General features: G+C 47.8%; 9 protein-coding genes. 2 read left to right on the top strand and 7 right to left on the bottom strand.

From position 1 onward, the window contains the following. The first annotated feature begins 100 nt into the window (after window positions 1–100). The gene (locus tag ACHLI0_RS16020; RefSeq protein WP_490749657.1) at window positions 101–2,950 is read left to right on the top strand and encodes a ligand-binding sensor domain-containing protein; all 2,850 of its coding nucleotides are present in this window, start codon (window positions 101–103) and stop codon (window positions 2,948–2,950) included. Window positions 2,951–3,034: 84 nt separating this feature from the next. Beyond that, complete coding sequence (locus ACHLI0_RS16015) at window positions 3,035–5,509, top strand: glycoside hydrolase family 31 protein (RefSeq protein WP_490749656.1); 2,475 nt, start codon at window positions 3,035–3,037, stop codon at window positions 5,507–5,509. A 977-nt stretch (window positions 5,510–6,486) separates the two neighbouring features. Here ACHLI0_RS16015 and ACHLI0_RS16010 read toward each other — a convergent pair. The 7 genes from ACHLI0_RS16010 to ACHLI0_RS15980 all read right to left on the bottom strand — a co-directional run bounded on the left by ACHLI0_RS16010 (window position 6,487) and on the right by ACHLI0_RS15980 (window position 17,649). After that, entirely contained in the window at window positions 6,487–8,955 is a 2,469-nt protein-coding gene (locus tag ACHLI0_RS16010; protein WP_490749655.1) for an alpha-L-arabinofuranosidase C-terminal domain-containing protein, read from the bottom strand. 70 nt (window positions 8,956–9,025) lie between these two features. Further along, window positions 9,026–11,461 carry a family 43 glycosylhydrolase gene (locus ACHLI0_RS16005; RefSeq protein ID WP_490749654.1) on the bottom strand — a complete coding sequence of 812 codons (2,436 nt, stop codon included), beginning with the start codon at window positions 11,459–11,461 and terminating at the stop codon, window positions 9,026–9,028. A gap of 50 nt (window positions 11,462–11,511) precedes the next feature. Next, window positions 11,512–12,483 carry a glycoside hydrolase family 43 protein gene (locus ACHLI0_RS16000; RefSeq protein ID WP_225693601.1) on the bottom strand — a complete coding sequence of 324 codons (972 nt, stop codon included), beginning with the start codon at window positions 12,481–12,483 and terminating at the stop codon, window positions 11,512–11,514. A gap of 70 nt (window positions 12,484–12,553) precedes the next feature. Continuing rightward, window positions 12,554–14,890 (bottom strand): beta-galactosidase, encoded by a 2,337-nt coding sequence (locus ACHLI0_RS15995; protein ID WP_490749653.1) that lies wholly within the window; start codon window positions 14,888–14,890, stop codon window positions 12,554–12,556. 300 nt (window positions 14,891–15,190) lie between these two features. Continuing rightward, entirely contained in the window at window positions 15,191–15,757 is a 567-nt protein-coding gene (locus tag ACHLI0_RS15990) for a hypothetical protein (protein ID WP_055220525.1), read from the bottom strand. A gap of 37 nt (window positions 15,758–15,794) precedes the next feature. Next, complete coding sequence (locus ACHLI0_RS15985) at window positions 15,795–16,583, bottom strand: DUF1266 domain-containing protein (protein WP_490749652.1); 789 nt, start codon at window positions 16,581–16,583, stop codon at window positions 15,795–15,797. Between the two features lie 28 nt (window positions 16,584–16,611). Continuing rightward, window positions 16,612–17,649 (bottom strand): DUF3137 domain-containing protein, encoded by a 1,038-nt coding sequence (locus tag ACHLI0_RS15980; RefSeq protein ID WP_229094152.1) that lies wholly within the window; start codon window positions 17,647–17,649, stop codon window positions 16,612–16,614.

Raw genomic sequence — 17,649 nt, 5'->3', positions numbered from 1 at the left:
ACATTCCCTCCCGAAACTCTTTACAAAAAGAACCGTTTATCCAAGTATAACCCCGACTTTTTTTATCTTTGCATCATCAAACATCATAATCCTTATCCCAATGGCGGCAAATAACCGGAAAAACACCCGAATACTACTATTCCTCCTCCTGTGTATCAGGATGACACTGACGGTAGACGCCAACGACTTCCTGTTTACATCGATCAACACGGCACAAGGATTGAGCGACAACCAGATACGCTACATACTCCAACTCCCCGACGGAAGAATGGTATTCACCACCAACGGGAATGTCAATCTGTATGACGGTGTACATTTCAGCTACCTTCACCGCACGGCAGAAGACGTTTCCCCGCTGAAACAGTATGAAGGGTGTTACCGCATCTATCAATGCGGAGATTCACTCCTATGGATTAAAGATTATCATAAACTGATGTGCATCGATCTCCATCAAGAAAAATACATACCTCACCTTGACTCCTATTTCTGCAGAAAAGAGATACACGAACCGGTAGAAGACCTTTTCGTCGACAATTCGGGACGTATCTGGCTACTTACTTCCCAGGAGTTGCGGGAACTGGAAACGGGCATCCGCCTCACCCTGCCGGAGAATGAACATCGAAAGCTACAGGACATACATTCGGATGAACTTGCGGTTTACCTATTCTATCATACGGGCGAAGTCGTTTGTTACGATCCGAAAACCGGGAAACAGTTGTATGACAGAGCTGCTTATCCCGCTTCCGAACAGGAGAACTTCAACCGTACTTCTCTCGTTGTCAAAAGCAAAAAAGGATTCTACCAGTTACGCAACGGCCGCAAAGGAGGATTCTTCTACTTTAATCCCCAAAACCGGACATGGGAAAAGCTGTTCGAACAGAACTACACACTCAACACCCTGATCGTCACTCCGCAGGGCGATAAAGTTTATATCAGTTGTGTTCACGGTTTCTGGATCATCGACCTCGAAAGCAGGGAACAGCAATACATCCCCGTACTGGAAACAAAGAAAGGACAGCTCGTTTCGACCGAAGTCAGCACCATCTTTCAGGATGCCCAGGGCGGGTTATGGGTCGGCACACTCAATCGGGGATTACTCTATCATCATCCTGCCACACACAAACTGATTCACGTCAGCCGCACTGCTTTCCCCGCATCACCGGAAGAGGATGTCGCTGTCAAAGCCTTTGCAGAAGATGATAACGGCAATATCTATCTGAAAAGCCATTCCACAATCTATCAGTTAGCTATCGATCAGGACGGTTCACGGACTCTGCTGCCTGTACCAGCCTCATCGGTCTCTGCAGAATTGGCAAAGGAATTAGATCAAAGAGGTGGAAACAAATATTACAGAGGGCAATCATACACCGCCCTATGCACCGACACACGGGGCTGGACATGGGCAGGGACAGCCGACGGACTGGAACTCTTCACCGATCAAGAGCAAACACCGGATAGCAAACCGACCACACAAACAGCAGATAATCAATCCGCCTCACCTAATAAACAAGCCCACCGCATTTTCTATCGTGAAAACGGGCTGAGCAATAACTTCGTACAATCAATCATCGAAGACAGAAACAACTATATCTGGATAACTACCAGCAATGGCATCTCACGCATCCATATCAATCCGGAGAATCAGGAAATCGGCTTTACCAACTTCAATCAACTGGACGGGGCTTTAGAAGAGGAATATATACAGGGAGCTATCTTTGAGTCTTCGGACGGTACACTCTATTTCGGAGGCATCGACGGCTTTACCATTTTCCGTCCCGACCATGAATCCGCCACTCCGGGCCTGCCTTACAAACCGGTTTTCACCAACTTACATCTCTACGGTGAAAAAGTAAACACGGGAGAAAAGTACGGAAACCGCATCATCCTGCCACAAGCCGCCCCTTACACAAAGGAGCTAGAACTGGACTATAACCAGAACTTTCTGACCTTCGAATGTTCGGCACTGAACTACGTGAACAGCGAACGCACCTACTACCGCTACCAACTGGAAGGCATCGACCAACAATGGATGAACGCTTTCGCCAGCGGACAAGGGAATGCAACAGTCGGCAACGGCATCCTACAGGCCTCCTATACCAATTTACCGCCGGGAGAATATACATTCAAAGTCGCTGCATCCGACAACCAGTTACAATGGAACGATAACATCACAAAGATACACGTCATCATCCACGCTCCCTGGTGGAAAACGACTACCGCCTACGTTCTGTATACGATCATCGTGTTACTGATTGTCTTAGCAAGCATCCGCCTCTATATCTATCAGACCAAGAAAAAGATGAAACAGCAACATAAAGAAGAAATCCTGCTGCTCCGCATCCGCAACCTGATAGAGCAATGCAACAGCTATGAAGCCGAACAGAAAGCCCGTTCGGAGAAGAAAAGCCACCCTTCCGTCTGCGACAGGAACGAAACGGCAGATGATAATGAAAAGCCAAACAGCATAGAACCGGACTATGCAGAGTCCAACCGTACTGTACAAAATATCCCCGAACCGGACAGTGCAGAATCCGCCTTCCTGGTACAAGCGATAGAACTGGTAGAAAAGAACCTTGACGTCAACGGCTACTCCGTAGAGCAATTAAGCCGTGACCTCTGCATGGAACGTACCGGACTCTACCGCAAGTTGGTGACTTTGCTCGACCAGTCCCCCAGCCTCTTTATCCGCAACATCCGTCTCCAACGGGCAGCGCAACTACTTGCCGAAGGCAAACTGAGCGTAACCGAAATAGCGGAACGTACCGGCTTCAGCAGTTCCAGCTACCTAAGCAAATGTTTTCAAGAAATGTATGGATGCCGTCCCTCGGAATATACAGAGAAAGCGAAGAGAATGGGACAAGAAGAGAACAGAGCAAAAGCAGGGCAAGCAGAGAACGAGAAGCCACATGAGAAAGCAAAGGAAGAAAAGGAAATGAAGAAATCAACCTGATTGTTGTTTGTTTCAACATAGCTATTGTCCGCAAAACATCCTTCCATCCTACCTTTGCCGTATCATAAAGCACTTAAAGAAACCATGAAAATGAATCTAAGAAAAACAGGCATCCTGTTGGCATGGGCCATGATCATTGCCGCAAACGGTACGGCACAAAACGTACAACGTACTTCCCAAGGTATCAAGTATGCAGCACAAGGAATGAACGTCAGTGTAGAATTTTATTCGCCTTCCATCGTCCGGGTATATAAGACGCCCGGTGAGACAGCTTCCGACAAAGAAAGCCTCGTTGTCATCAAAGCACCGGAACAAACCCCGGTTTCCTTCGGTGAAAACGGGAAAAATGTAACATTGAGCAGTCAGATGATACAAGTGGAAGTGAACCCCGAAACAGGCGGCATCCACTTCTTCGACAAGCTAGGGCAACGGCTGCTGACCGACAAAGACTACGGAACACAGTTTACCCCTTTCAATGACGCGGGCGTCCCTTCCTACAATGTCCGTCAGGCTTTCCTGCTGGATAAGGACGAAGTAATCTACGGTCTGGGGCAACAGCAGACCGGCAAAGTGAACCAACGCAATCAGAAGCTCTTTCTCCGCAACCAGAACATGAGTATCTGCATCCCCTTCATCCACTCCATCAAAGGCTATGCCCTCTACTGGGACAATTACTCCCCTACCACCTTCCTCGACAATCCGCAGGAAACCTCCTTCGACTCGGAAGTAGGCGACTGTGCCGACTACTACCTCATCTACGGCGGCAACGCCGACGGAGTCATAGCCGGAGTACGCGACCTGACCGGACAAGCCCCGTTGTATCCTCTCTGGACACTGGGCTTCTGGCAATGCCGCGAACGCTACAAAAGTCCGGACGAACTGTGCGAAGTCGTAGACAAATACCGGGAGCTGAAAGTTCCTCTGGATGGAATCATCCAAGACTGGCAATACTGGGGCTGCAACGAGAACTGGAACTCCATGAAATTCCAGAATCCACGCTACATCAACAAGATGGGTGACCCGGAATACATGAAATTCCTCCCGAACGGAGAGGACAAGAATGCCGACTACGGCACTCCCCGCATCAAAAGCCCCAAAGAAATGATCGACTACGTGCACAAGCAGAACGCCCACATCATGATCTCCGTATGGGCCTCCTTCGGTCCGTGGACAGAAATGTATCAGAAGATGGACAGTCTGAAAGCACTGCTCCATTTCGAAACGTGGCCGCCCAAAGCCGGAGTCAAACCTTACGACCCGTATAATCCGGCAGCACGGGACATCTACTGGGAAGCGATGAAAAAGAACATCTTCGACCTCGGCATGGACGCCTGGTGGCTCGATTCCACCGAACCGGACCATATGGATATCAAAGACCAGGACTTCAACACGCAGACTTATCTGGGTTCTTTCCGCAGGGTACACAACGCCTTCCCCTTAATGTCCAACAAAGGCGTATACGAACACCAACGCGCCACTACTTCCGACAAGCGCGTATTCCTGCTTACCCGTTCCTCCTTCCTCGGACAGCAACGGTATGCTTCCCATTCATGGAGCGGAGACGTAACTTCCGAATGGTCCGTCATGCGCAAGCAACTAGCGGCAGGACTGAACTATGCGTTATGCGGCATCCCGTACTGGAACACAGACCTAGGTGGCTTCTTCGCATGGAGATATAACAATAACGTAAACAACATCGCCTATCATGAACTGCACGTCCGCTGGTATCAGTGGGGAGTATTCCAGCCGATCATGCGTTCACACAATTCCAGTCCGGTAGCCGTAGAAATCTATCAGTTCGGCAAGAAAGGCGACTGGTCATACGATGCACTGGAGAAATACACTCACTTACGTTACCGCCTGCTGCCATACATCTACAGCACCTCCTGGGAAGTGACCAGCAAAGCAGGCAGCATCATGCGCCCGCTCATGATGGACTTCCCGAAAGACAAGAAAGTGCTCGATATGGACACCGAATATATGTTCGGACGCAACTTCCTGGTTCGCCCGGTGACGGATTCATTGTACACATGGCAAGACAAGAAACAAAACGGTCATCAGAAAGACATGAGCAAAATCGGAAAGACCGATGTTTACCTTCCCCAAGGTGCCCGCTGGATCGACTTCTGGACTGGACAAACACTGGAAGGCGGACAGACCTTGCAACGTGAAGTTCCGATTGACATTATGCCGATCTACGTCCGTGCCGGTTCTATTCTCCCCTGGGGTCCCGCCGTGCAATACTCTACGGAAAAGAAATGGGACAATCTGACCATCCGTATCTATCCGGGAGCGAACGCGGAATTTACCCTTTACGAAGATGAGTTCGACAATTACAACTACGAAAAGGGAGCTTACTCTACCATTACCTTGAAATGGAACGACCAAGACCGTACACTGACCATCGACGACCGGAAAGGCAGCTATAAAGGAATGCTGAAAAGCCGCAAATTCAACCTCATAGTTGTAGAACCAGGAAAAGGCTGTGGCGACGGAGACTCAACCACCTTTGACAAATCCATCTCCTATAGAGGTAAGAAAGTGATTGCCAAGCTATAAACTGACGATAATCAGATAACTAACACGAGTTCGATATGGCCCAACTTGTTGGATTATATCGAACTCGTACCATAGTAATAATATATTTTTCTATTGTCACTTATCACCTTTGAAGGATAATAAGCTGATTATCAGCAATCATTTGGTGATAATAAGGGGTGATAATAGGGTGACAATAGCCATATATCACACATTTTATTGTCACCTTTCCCCATCCTACCACATATTACCTATTACTTATGATTCAATGCCTATTACTTATTACTTGTTACTTATTACTTATTACGTTCCCCTATATTCGGCCCCTGACCCTATACAACAAATACCATATACTACCGGTATCTTTCACTTATAGTGCCTTTATTCTTCCATTAAGGCACTGATATTGTTAGTTGTTCACGGCCGTGGCAAGAGTTGATCACGACCGTGAGCAATGCTCTTCACGGATGTGATCAGACCTGTTCACGGCCGTGAACAACTAAAGATATCGGTGTCTTATTCCAACTTTCCCTATAGGAAAAAGCAAAGATGCAAGAGGTTAAAGAGAACTTTAGTACTATCCTATGGCTGATTACACTATAGACAGCAAACGAACCACCCGTTCGGTGAAAGATGAAAACCATCTTTTCTATTATGAAGAAGAAAAGAGAAGGTACAAAAGTCAATAATACCTAAACCTAGGCTGACTAAAAAGTCGATTCTATCTCGAATCTCCTCCTTCGGGAAGGAGGAGTGGTCGAAGACCGAGGTGGTAGGAGAAATAATATTTGTTCCTATTTCTTTGTAAATGACAGGATTATGTATCCACCTACCACCTCCCCCTACGGGTACTCCTCCTTCCCGAAGGAGGAGATTTAGGATACTATTGACTTTTTAGTCAACCCCTACCCACAGGGGGAGGTGATAGGTGAGCACCCCTCCCCAAAATAAACTAACCCCTATTGAAAACCAGTTTATTGTTTATAGTCTATTGTTTCTTATTTCACCTGTTGTGTCTTCAAGCGGATGACTGTGAACGAATAAGCAGGCAGTTCCTGTTTGAAGCTGGTTCCTGCTTCTATCGTATCCGTCACCGGAAGCGGAGTCGTCTCGGGTGCACCTGCCAGTACAGTCCGCGTAGCGGAAGACTGGATACCATCCATTCCCGGCAACCGGACATCCGTCTCTATGCTGACGGGCAACAGATTCACCAGTTTCACAATCACATCCCCCGTCTTACTGTCACGAACGATGGAAGAACCAACACGGAGTTTTACGCGACTGTCCTGATTATCAAGGTTTATCTGTGAAGGGATGTAATGGTCGCCTGCGTGCTGACCGTAGAGTTTCTGCACATAGTAACCCGTTGTCGGTTTCACCTCCCGATTGTTGAAGTAGATCAAGTCCGGATTCCACTGCGTATGTCTATCTTTTGCCAGCAGAGGAGCATAAGAAGTCATGTGCACTACGTCTCCATTCCGTTCCAAAGCAGCCAGATAAAGCGCTTCGGTCAAAGCAGTTTCCATATTCGCTCTGCGTCCGGGGATGTGAGTGGCATATTCGCCCAGATATACTTTCGTTTTTTTAGAGCGGTCGTACTTGTCATAGAAGTCCTGATTGTGCAGGAACCATCCCGGAGACTGATAATAATGTTCGTCTACCATCGGAACACCGAGTTTGTCCGCCAGTTTCCAGCCTTCCACATAGTCCGTTCCCTCATTGAAAGGGCCTACCGTGCCGACAACGATTATCTCCGGATATTTCTCTTTGATAGCAAGGTATATCATCGTGAAGCGTTCTTCGAAGACATCGGTGATCAAGTCTTCATTGCCGATGCCGATATATTTCAGATTGAAAGGCTTCGGATGACCGGATTCGGCACGTATCTTGCCCCATTTGGTCTTCCTTGCATCACCGTTCGCCCATTCTATCAGGTCGAGAATATCCTGAATGTAAGCACCCATTTCGCTCATCGGGATACCGCCTTGCTGACCGCCTCTCAAATCGCCATGACAGGCGGAGTTCTGACAAGGAACACCTGCCGCCAGTACCGGAAGCGGTTCCGCACCTATATCTTCGCAGAACTGGAAGTATTCATAATAACCCAGTCCCATGCTCTGGTGATATCCCCAAAGGTTACGGGCAGGTTTACGGGCTTCCAGCGGTCCGATAGTATTTTTCCATTGATAGATGTTCTTCAAACCGTCTCCATGAGCCACACAGCCTCCGGGGAAACGGACAAAGCGCGGGTGCATGTCGGCAAGTGTCTGTGCAAGGTCGGGACGCAAACCGTTCTTTCTGCCTTTGAATGTATTCTGCGGGAAGAGAGAAATCATATCCAGTTCGATTTCACCTGCCGATTGCGGGCGAAGTTCCAGACGGGTATCGGCGGACGCTTTTGCTGTCAGCACTGCTTTATACGTTTTCCACGAACGGGAAGAGACGGTAACTGTCGTTTCACCCTGTACGGTGCCGTCGGCATCTACGAGGCGTACCAGTAGTTTTCCGGACTTGCTGCCTTCCGGGATACGGGCAAACAAGGAGAAATCATATTTCTCGCCTGCTTTAAGGGCAATTCCGTCAAAACCGGTGTTGGTCAGGGCGGCTCCCGGCTGGTTCGTCTTCAAGACGGCATAATGCGGATTGTTCGGATGGATAGGGTCCGAAGTCGATATGGTAAAGGTGGCGTTTTCTCCTTCCAGCTTCCATGAATGGGTGCTGTTCCAGTTCTTGTCCCCTTCACGGTCGGACGGGTCGTATTCGAAGTCCCGGTTTTGGATCAGTTCGGCATACAGGCCGCCGTCGGCGGAGTAGTTGATGTCTTCGAAGAAGATACCCATCAATAAGTCGCTGATTTCTTTTGTTTCTTCCGGTTGTGCTGTGACGGTGGCTTTGATCGGTTTCAGTCCGGCAAAGCGTTCTTTATCCTGTACAGGGCGTTCGCCATACAGGGAGTTACGGTATTGGTTCCGTTCGTACGTCCGGGTCAGTCCGTCCACTACCGACCAGGGCACTTGGCTGACGGTTCCCGTTTCTTCGTGTCCGGCAATCTTTGCTTTGACTCTTGTTCCTTCAAAATCGGAAGTCGTACGGGGATATTGCTGGGCTTCCCAGTAGATCAGGTCTTTTGATCTGGCCTGACCGTATCCGTCGTGGTCGTTCAACTTCCAGACACAGAGCCATTCTCCGCCGGGAAGTTGTTTCAGATTCGGATCGAGCATCTTCTTCTGCGATCCCCAACGGCCGTAATCGCAACGAAGATAGCCGTAGTTTTGTCCTATTTCAAACCAATGTTTCCCGTCCATGCTCCATGCAAAGCGGAGTCCGCTACGGCCGTCGTCACCTCGGGTGGCGTAAGCAAAAAGGGATACTGAATCGGGAGTAGCAGTCGTTTCATGCGTTGCGGCAAATGCGGCCGGCTGCAACGATAGTAGTAATACACTAAATAGTAGAAGTAAATGTTTCATGGTATAAATTATAATATAAGATCTCTGCAAAAAAAGAGTATGTATTCACTAAAAAAAGTCCGATACTCTGTTATTTCCTGTTTTCCCAATGACTTCTCAGTTTGGCGGCTTCTTCTTTTGTCAAATGGATCACCGCGCCGTGTTTGGGCGACGAGAAATTAGTCGTCTTCATCACTCCTTCGTTGAAACGTCCCAGGTTCTTGAAATTCACGAAGTCGGAAGTTTCGATGAAAGCGAAGTTATGGGGGTTGATGCCGTAGACGTCATACATCAATACCCATTTGTCTTCTCCGATACGCTTCCAGAGGTTGGGAGCTTCGCAGGCCCTGGGTTCGAAGTCGTACCAGCGAGGGTCATATTCGTAATCACCGTTGATGCGGTCTGATACGGCCTGTTTGATTCCGGCGCCTCCGTCGTGCGAAACGTAGAACATACGATACCGGTCGCCTACCTTGGTGATGTCGCCGTCGATAGCCGATATTTTCTCGTTGGGATACTCGAAGAGGATTTGCGGGAGTGTCTCTATCCGGTCAAAGTCATCGTTGACATAGACATAGTACAGTTTGTTCGCCTCGTTCTTGAAACGCATGGTGAAGTAAATCATCAGTTTGCCTTTCTTGTCATCGTAAGTCACTTCGGGCGCCCATACGCAGCCGATTTCACCCAAGCCTGCCGATAATTGGTCGAAACGGGCATTGGTACGTTTCCAGTTGATCAGGTCCCACGATTTCATCAGTACGAGTCCGCGGTTGTTTCCCCAGCCGTATTCTTTTCCGTCACGTTCCCATTCGGTATCACGGAAGCCGTCTTTCTGCGCATAGATGTGCAGGTCGGTCATGGAAAGGTAGAAAGCTCCGTCCGGACCGCGGAAGATGTGCGGGTCACGGATGCCTTTTTGCAGGGCGATGGTATCTCCGGCGATCACCGGTTTGCCATCGTTCAAGGCCGTAAATGTATATCCGTCGTCACTGACGGCCATGTAAAGGCTGTGCGTTTCGTCTTTATGGAAGACCATCAAGTAAGCCCCCATGTCCTTTTCCTGCGGGATGGCGTTGCGGTAACGGAACTGACGGAAGCCGGCGCTGCCTTTTCCGGAGGAGAGCAGTCCGATGCGTAAAGCGTAGAAGCCGCCGTAGTTGTTATGGTGCAACTGAGATACATCCATGTTTTCTACCAGCGTAGTCCATTCCTTACCGTCCTTGCTGACTGCCAGCCGGACACTGTTTCCCTGATTCTGTATTTTGGCGAGGAAGCGTTTGCCCAACTTGTTAGGGAGGGTAAAGCTGTTTTCCGCGTTTCTGTAGATAGTGAAGTCCTTTCCGTCGGACACGACTCCAAAGTAGGCCTTTTCGCTGTAATATAGAAGAAGTCCGGCTGTGTTACCCTTGCCTACGTTGACTTCCACCTGTGTTTCGTAATTCTTGTCTTCGGCGGTGATCAGCAGTAGGCGGGCATCGGAAGGGGTGCTTCCTTTCGCATCCATCCATAAGGTCTGTTTCTTGAAGCTGAGCGACTGAGGGGCATATTCTTTCCAGAAAGTCCATTGGAGTCCCGGTTCCGGTCCTGCGAAATCATCCGAGAGGTTGAGTCCGTGTTTGATGGACGAATCGGTCTTGATGGGAGTGGCGGTGGATTTGGTTCGATACCATCCGTCGGCGGTCCATTCAATCGGTTCGATGAGGGTGGAGCGTCCCAGGGTATGATAGCCTTTGGCATAGGCATGATATACGATCCACCAGTTGCCGTTCACATCATCGATCAGTGTGCCGTGCCCTTTCGACCACCAGTTGTCATGGGTGCTATAGGTATGCACTACCGGATTATAGGGAGAATTTTCCCACGGTCCGGTGACACTCTTCGAACGGGCGGCAACTGCCATGTGGCTTGTTGCCGGGCCGGCTGTTCCTCCCTGCGCGGAAGTCAGGTAATAATAACCGTTATGGTAATTCAGCTTCGGCGATTCCAGACACATACATTCTGTTTCCCAGTGGTTGGGATATCGCCAGCCTTCGTACACTTTCTGTTTTTGGCCGATGGTGGCCAGTCCGTCGTCCGTCAGTCGGATGACTTCTCCTTTGTCGACATATAAATATCTGTTCCCCTCCTGATCGGCTATGTGTCCGGGGTCGATGCCACTCACTTTCAGGTCGATGGGTTTGCTCCACGGGCCCTTGATGTCATTTGCCCAGATCACCCAGTTTGTTCCTTTGGCCGGATAATAGATGTAGTATTTTCCTTTGTACTTCAATAAGTCGGGCGCCATTGCAGAGCCTTCGTATTCGGGCATTACGCGGCAAACGGGTTCCCAGTTCATCAAGTCACGGGAGTGCCAGATGAGGAACCCGGGAGCGTAGTAAAAAGGAGAATGAGTCATGTAATAATCCTCACCATCGCGCATGACAGAAGGGTCCGGGTAGTCACCCGACAAAATGACTTTCGGGTATTCTTGCGAATAGGCCTGTACTGTTGCACAGACAAGCAAAATGAACAACAGGAGTTTTTTCATGGTATTTATTTATGGGCTATTATAATCTGATGATGGTGCATCTGATGGCTTTACATCTTATCAGGTTTGCCGTAGGCCTTGTACAGGCGTTTCAGCTCCTTGTAGGTTATCGGCATTACGGTGCCGTGGCGCGGATGGAAGTCCATGCTAATGGCATTGTCTATGACTTTGAAATTCTCCAAATCGGTGCTTTCCGTAAACTGATACTTGCCTTTCATATATACATCGTACATCAGGATGTACTTGTCCGTACCTATCAGCGGGAAGATGCCGGCACCTTCTACAGCTTCTTTCGTCTGTTGCTTATAATCTTCCGATTCTTTCCATTGTCCGGAAGTCAGGGAGGCGGTAGTTGCTTTCTTGATGCCATTGCCGTCTCCTTCCGTTTTATAGAACAGGTGGTAAAGTCCGTCTTTGTAGATGATGTCTCCGTCAATACAGGATTTGCCATTCTTCGGAAGGAACAAAGTTTTGGGTTCTCCTTCTATATCGGTGAAATCTTTGTTGGCGTATGCGTAATAAATAATGTCCGGGCCGTTGCCATGCTGCATTGACCAGTAGACCATGTATTTCTTCGCTTCTTTATCATAAATAGTTTGCGGTGCCCATACCCGTTTCAAATCTTCCTGGTTCGGGTATTTCTTCTGGATGTTCACGATGTTGGAGGTCCAGTTGACGAGATCTTTCGATTTCAACAGTACCATGGCACGGTTAGAACTCCATCCGTTGCCGGAGACCATGTCGGTTACGACCATGTAGAATGTCTTTCCGTCTTCACAACGAAGGATGTGCGGGTCACGTACTCCACCCGTAGAACTGATTTCACGGGAATCGATGACCGGCTGGTTTCCGTTCAATGCATAGTAGTTGTATCCATCGGGGCTGACAGCCATCCGGATGGCTTCCTCACTCATCCTGTTTCCGGTGAAATAGACAAACAGGTAGGCAGATTGCTGGCTGTATCCTGTCAGCACTCCTACTAAAAGGAGTGCCAGGAGTAAAGTATATTTTTTCATATTCATTTGAGAGTAAATGCTTATTTATAAAGTGAATGCTTTATTATCAAAAGCCCGATATTGGCTTATTATTGGTTTAATACTTGAAATCAGACGGTTTCACATAGACGCGGTATTCACGAATCATGCCCGGAAAGTCCTTCTCGGCACGGGGCAGATAACGGAAGCCCGTCACTGTTTCCACTTTGCTCAGGTCGATTACCAGTTGGTGGGGATAAGCGACATTATCAACGGTCATCCAGAAAGTGGATTCCTGCAAGTCGAATATCTTATCCGCCGTACGGTTTCCGCTGCGTGTCTCTTCGCTATCGGCATAACGGATTTTCCAATGTTCGCGGGATACGGGTTTGCCGTCGGCTCCCAGCACATCGAACTCTGCAATAGCGGCAATATTGTTATTGGCTTGCGGAGAGAGTGCTTCCAGACAGAAGAAACGTCCTTTCACCGGAGCGGCGAAACGTACTTCCTGCCAGCCGTTGCCCGGAGTGAAGGCTCCTTCGTGCGCAACCTTTTCTCCTGTCAGCTTCAACTTTTCTCCATCCTTGCGGTGTGTTTCCGGCGCTTTCTCGCGGAGTACGTCGAGGATCGGTTTCTTCAGACCTTTGATTGATGATTTAGTCGGACCTTTCAGGTCGAGGACGAGGATTTCATTCTCGCCTTCTTTCAGCCAGCAGCCCGGTATGAAGAGTGTCTGTTGGGGACCGATTTCCCAGAAACGTCCCATCGCATGACCGTTCACCCATACCATACCTTTGCCCCATGTGCTCATGTCGAGGAAAGTGTCGCCTACTTTATCGAGTTTGAAAGATGATCGATAGTAAGCGGGCATAGTCGGTAATATCTTCGTATCCTTGTAGTTCTTGTTCTTGATAAATGAGTAGTCTACGGGGAAGTTATATACAGTCCAGTTTTTCAGTTCTTTCGCCTGATTGCCCGAAAGGAGTTCTACCTTTTCGGTGATTCCCTTCCGGTCGTGGATGGACTTATCAAAGTTGACACGGCCCATTGCCTCTACCAGAATATCCAGTTGCGTACCTTTCTTCAAGGCCGGCAAGGTAGTGGTAAATTCTCCTTTGCGGCGGTCGAGGCGGGCCAGCAGCTTGCCGTCGGCGTAGATTTGTGCCCAGTCGTGCACTTCGGTGATTTTCAATGTAGTGCCTGAGGTTACTGCTTCGGGCAATGTGGTACGATACAGGATTGTTCCCCACCCTTGGTCGAATTGCTCCATCGGCTGGATATCCACCGACTGCTTGGCATCCGGCAAGTTGGAGAAAAGCGGAGCTACTTTGGTAAAATGAAATTCGGGTACTTCAATGACCGGCAATGCGGCAGGGACTTCCGGCAGCGCTTCACCGGCAGGAAGATACGTTTTCAGCAGGTCGCGGAGAAGGAAGTATTTCTCTGTCGTCCATCCAGCTTCGCTGATCGGGGCATCGTAGTCGTAAGAACTGCACATAGCGGAGTAGGCAGGATTGTTGGCACCACCCCAGTGTCCGAAAGTCGTTCCTCCGTGAGTCATGTAAAGGCTGAAAGAGATGTTGCGGTCAAGCATTTCTTTGATGCCCTGTACCATATCTTTGGCAGGACGTGTTTCATGTTTCCGTCCCCAGTGGTCGAACCATCCGCTCCAGAACTCACTGCACATCAGCGGAGTTTCCGGACGAAGTTCTTTCAGTTTCTTGAATTGCTGGTCTATATTGGCGCCTGTTCCGAAGTTGATGGTCCAGATCAGGTCGTCGAGTGCATTCCGTGTAAAGTTACTGCTCCAGTCGCATTGGAAGAGAGGTACATCGGTAAAACCGGATTCGCGCACCAAGTCGCGTACGGCAGAAACATAAGGCTTGTCAGTGCCGTAAGAACCGTATTCGTTCTCCACCTGCACCATGATAATATTTCCGCCCTTATTTACCTGTAGCGGTGCCAGTTGCTTGCCGACTTCTTTCATGAAGATGCCTACCCGTTCCATATAATAAGGATCGAGCGTGCGGAGTGCCACGTCTTTCTTTTTCAACAACCACCAGGGCAGGCCGCCCATTTCCCATTCCGCACACACATACGGACCGGGGCGGACGATGACATACATTCCGTGTTTCTGTGCGGCACGACAAAAAGCAGCGATATCATTCTGACCTGTAAAGTCAAACTTACCTTCTTCCTGTTCGTGTATGTTCCAGAAGATATAAATACAAATGGTGTTCATCCCCAACGCCTTGCACATCTCGATACGATGATCCCAATAGGCTTGCGGAATACGGGTATAGTGCAACTCGGCGGCTTTTACTACGAACGGCTTCCCGTCCAGCAGGAAAGTATTCTTGCCTGCCTCAAACTTGCGGGCAGTAGTCTGCGCCTCTGCACTACTGAAAAAAACGATTGTAAAAAGTACTAGTAAAGCAATAAATCTGTGTCTCATGGCTTTTATTTCAATATAGAATCATAATTATAATAGTATACGGCAAAGATAGGTGATTCACCTAAGCCGCAGGTACCAATTATCATTCAAAAAAGGTTAGAAATAAAGCAAAATACCCTTACACAGATTGTTTTTAAAGGAAATACGGCCTTTTGTTGACAGGTTACTTGTGTCTGTACCCGCCCCTCCGGCCGATTTCCTTTATAGTATGAATGTTTTTCTTTCTTGTGTTTTTTCTTCCATTTAGAAGAGTTTTCTTCTCCTCACTCAGAGCTGTTTTTATAATCCAGCCCCGATAAATCAATTATCTTCTTCGTCTTTAAACATTTGTTTTATTAGATCAATATTATCATCATAATCATTGCCCGATAAAGTGATGACATCTGCCAAACCTACAATATTCGAATCTGAATCATAAGTGGTCAGCAAACAGTACATTTCACGTCCTGTGGCGTCTTCTTCAATATGAAGTTGTACCGGTTCACTTCTTCCTCCGGGAAGGTCTGCCAGATATTCAAAGTTCCTGGATAAGAAAGCTTCCACTATCTTCGCAGGGTTTGTCTCATCGCGCTTAAACTTCTTGACTCCCATACTCTTGACTTTTCCTCCACTTTGAAAGTTGTATATATCAAAGTTATTCAGATAGGCAGCTATCAGGCAAACCAGTGTCATGATGATTCCGGCTGTACGCACCAACCAGCCTGCCAATGGAAGCAAACCGGGGAAAATAGCCAGAACGGCTCCTACCACGGCCAAACCTAAATATAACACAGGTTTCAAATTGTTCTTTCTTTTTTCAAATTTAGTCGGGTTGGCGGCATAATACTCGCTGATATAACTGTAGTACTTGGTGTTCTTTTGTTCCATAATTATGTGTTTTTGTGATTAAACTATCCTGATCAATTTACCATTTTATTTGCACCCAGGGACTCTTAGGATTAGACAACAGATCGTCTGCCATTCCCTTCATTCCTAAATTGTGAGCATTGGTTCCTCCCCAGATAGCCCTGCCAATCACATAACTCATCGCCATATCGTACCAGGATGTGAAAGAAGAATGAGCCAGTTCATACGCCTTTTCGATATAATTCCACGCTTCCATCTCTGAGATATATTTCATGTCGCAGCAGGCACGGGCAACAAAATTAATTCTGCCGGCATCCCAGCCTATCACTCCATAACGAGCTATATCTTCTTTAGAAGTAATCACTTCATAAGCTATCAACTCCTCATAGACTTCTTTCAAATTTTGCAGTTGCCCGACAGCTTTCTCATAATCTTCCTGACTCTCCATGTTCTGCTGGAAAATATCGTCTTGCGCATTTTCATCGTCAAGCAAAAAAGCCTCATAAACAAACGGAAAGTAATAATCGTAACCTTTCCGGCACAATTCATCCAATGTTTCGCGGGCATCATGAGCATTATTTATTCCCCACCATTCACCGAGAATAGTAGGCAACTTATCTTTGATGTCCAACGAGAGAGTGTTCAGATATCCGCCTTGCTGCAAGGCATACAATGAACCTATAGACAGTTTTTTATACTGTTCTACAGATAGTTTTGATTTTGATTTAAAACGAGGCCCCCGAAAAGCTCTTATTATAGTACGAACAAATGGCCATACCTTCATATAAAGAAAAGAAAGGACCATTACTCCGCCTACGGCCCAAGGCATCCAACTCATGTCTGTCATAAATAGTGTTTTTGTTTTATTGTTAATACTAATTCAATCTTAATTCTTCTGCCACTTTGCAGGACAGGCTGATGTCATTATATATGTCCTCAAGCAGCTTCCCGTCATTCAACGCACTTGGACGCACACATAAAAAGCCGGAAGGCATCGCGGCGGCATAGTAGAAAGTACCTCTGCTGAACGAAAGCATGATATCACATCCGAAAGTCTGACGCAGCGCCGTCATATGACGCATCATCGCAGGAGTGAGCAACATACGTGCTTCCACTTCATCATCGGCATAAACGGCAAAATAGTTCTCAAACTCCTGATCTTCCAGTTGCACCAGTCGGGCACTATAACGCTTCTTCAGTCCCTGGATATTCTTCGCCAGATATCCGATCTTTTGTTCCAGGTGGTCGGGCAGTATGATAATATTTCCTTTGAATCGCTTGTCTATCTTACACCAGCCAAACATCCCCCGAAAATTGTGCGGACTGCTATCCAGCCGCGAAGCAAACAGCGGACGAAGCACAAAACGGTAGATCATGACAAAATATCCCAATACAGGATTGTACTGCAACTTGTTCAACAGCCCGTAAGACACGCCGATATCCGCCACGTGCAAAGAGTACTCGCCGTGCGGAAACTGGATATATCCATACGTATTGGCTGCCAGTGCCGGATCAGAAAAAGAGACGGAAAAGAGTTTGCTGTCTCTCAATATCCGGCTGTCTACCTGAGAGGAAGCCGAGAAATAAACGGTAGGAAACAGAGTAGACATAATGTGCTGCATAGCCTCCGACTCCCGTTCCTGAAAGTTAGTCATACAGCGGGTGAAAACGAAGTTGACCACTATAAATCCGATGAATACAGGTATTATATACTGTGTGAACTGCATATAATCCTCCAGACCTATATAAGATACAAGCGCACCGCCAAACAGCACAAACATAAACCAGCAGAATACAAAAAGATAAACTGCAATACTTCCTGTTCGTACCACCTTTCTCCAGCCATTTACCCGTAAAAGCTCCGAATGAAGCTGTTCTGATAATTTCTTAAAATCAATTGTGTCCATATTCAT

This window comes from Bacteroides sp. RCH18 (genome assembly GCF_058231005.1).
This window is presented reverse-complemented; position numbering and strand designations above follow the sequence as displayed.

What these genes read in the sequence shown, in the direction of transcription:
- ACHLI0_RS15995 (WP_490749653.1), bottom strand. Translation starts at nt 14,890, where the DNA reads ATGAGACACAGATTTATTGCTTTACTAGTACTTTTTACAATCGTTTTT.
- ACHLI0_RS16005 (WP_490749654.1), bottom strand. Translation starts at nt 11,461, where the DNA reads ATGAAAAAACTCCTGTTGTTCATTTTGCTTGTCTGTGCAACAGTACAG.
- ACHLI0_RS15980 (WP_229094152.1), bottom strand. Translation starts at nt 17,649, where the DNA reads ATGAATATGGACACAATTGATTTTAAGAAATTATCAGAACAGCTTCAT.
- ACHLI0_RS16015 (WP_490749656.1), top strand. Translation starts at nt 3,035, where the DNA reads ATGAAAATGAATCTAAGAAAAACAGGCATCCTGTTGGCATGGGCCATG.
- ACHLI0_RS16020 (WP_490749657.1), top strand. Translation starts at nt 101, where the DNA reads ATGGCGGCAAATAACCGGAAAAACACCCGAATACTACTATTCCTCCTC.
- ACHLI0_RS15990 (WP_055220525.1), bottom strand. Translation starts at nt 15,757, where the DNA reads ATGGAACAAAAGAACACCAAGTACTACAGTTATATCAGCGAGTATTAT.
- ACHLI0_RS15985 (WP_490749652.1), bottom strand. Translation starts at nt 16,583, where the DNA reads ATGACAGACATGAGTTGGATGCCTTGGGCCGTAGGCGGAGTAATGGTC.
- ACHLI0_RS16010 (WP_490749655.1), bottom strand. Translation starts at nt 8,955, where the DNA reads ATGAAACATTTACTTCTACTATTTAGTGTATTACTACTATCGTTGCAG.
- ACHLI0_RS16000 (WP_225693601.1), bottom strand. Translation starts at nt 12,483, where the DNA reads ATGAATATGAAAAAATATACTTTACTCCTGGCACTCCTTTTAGTAGGA.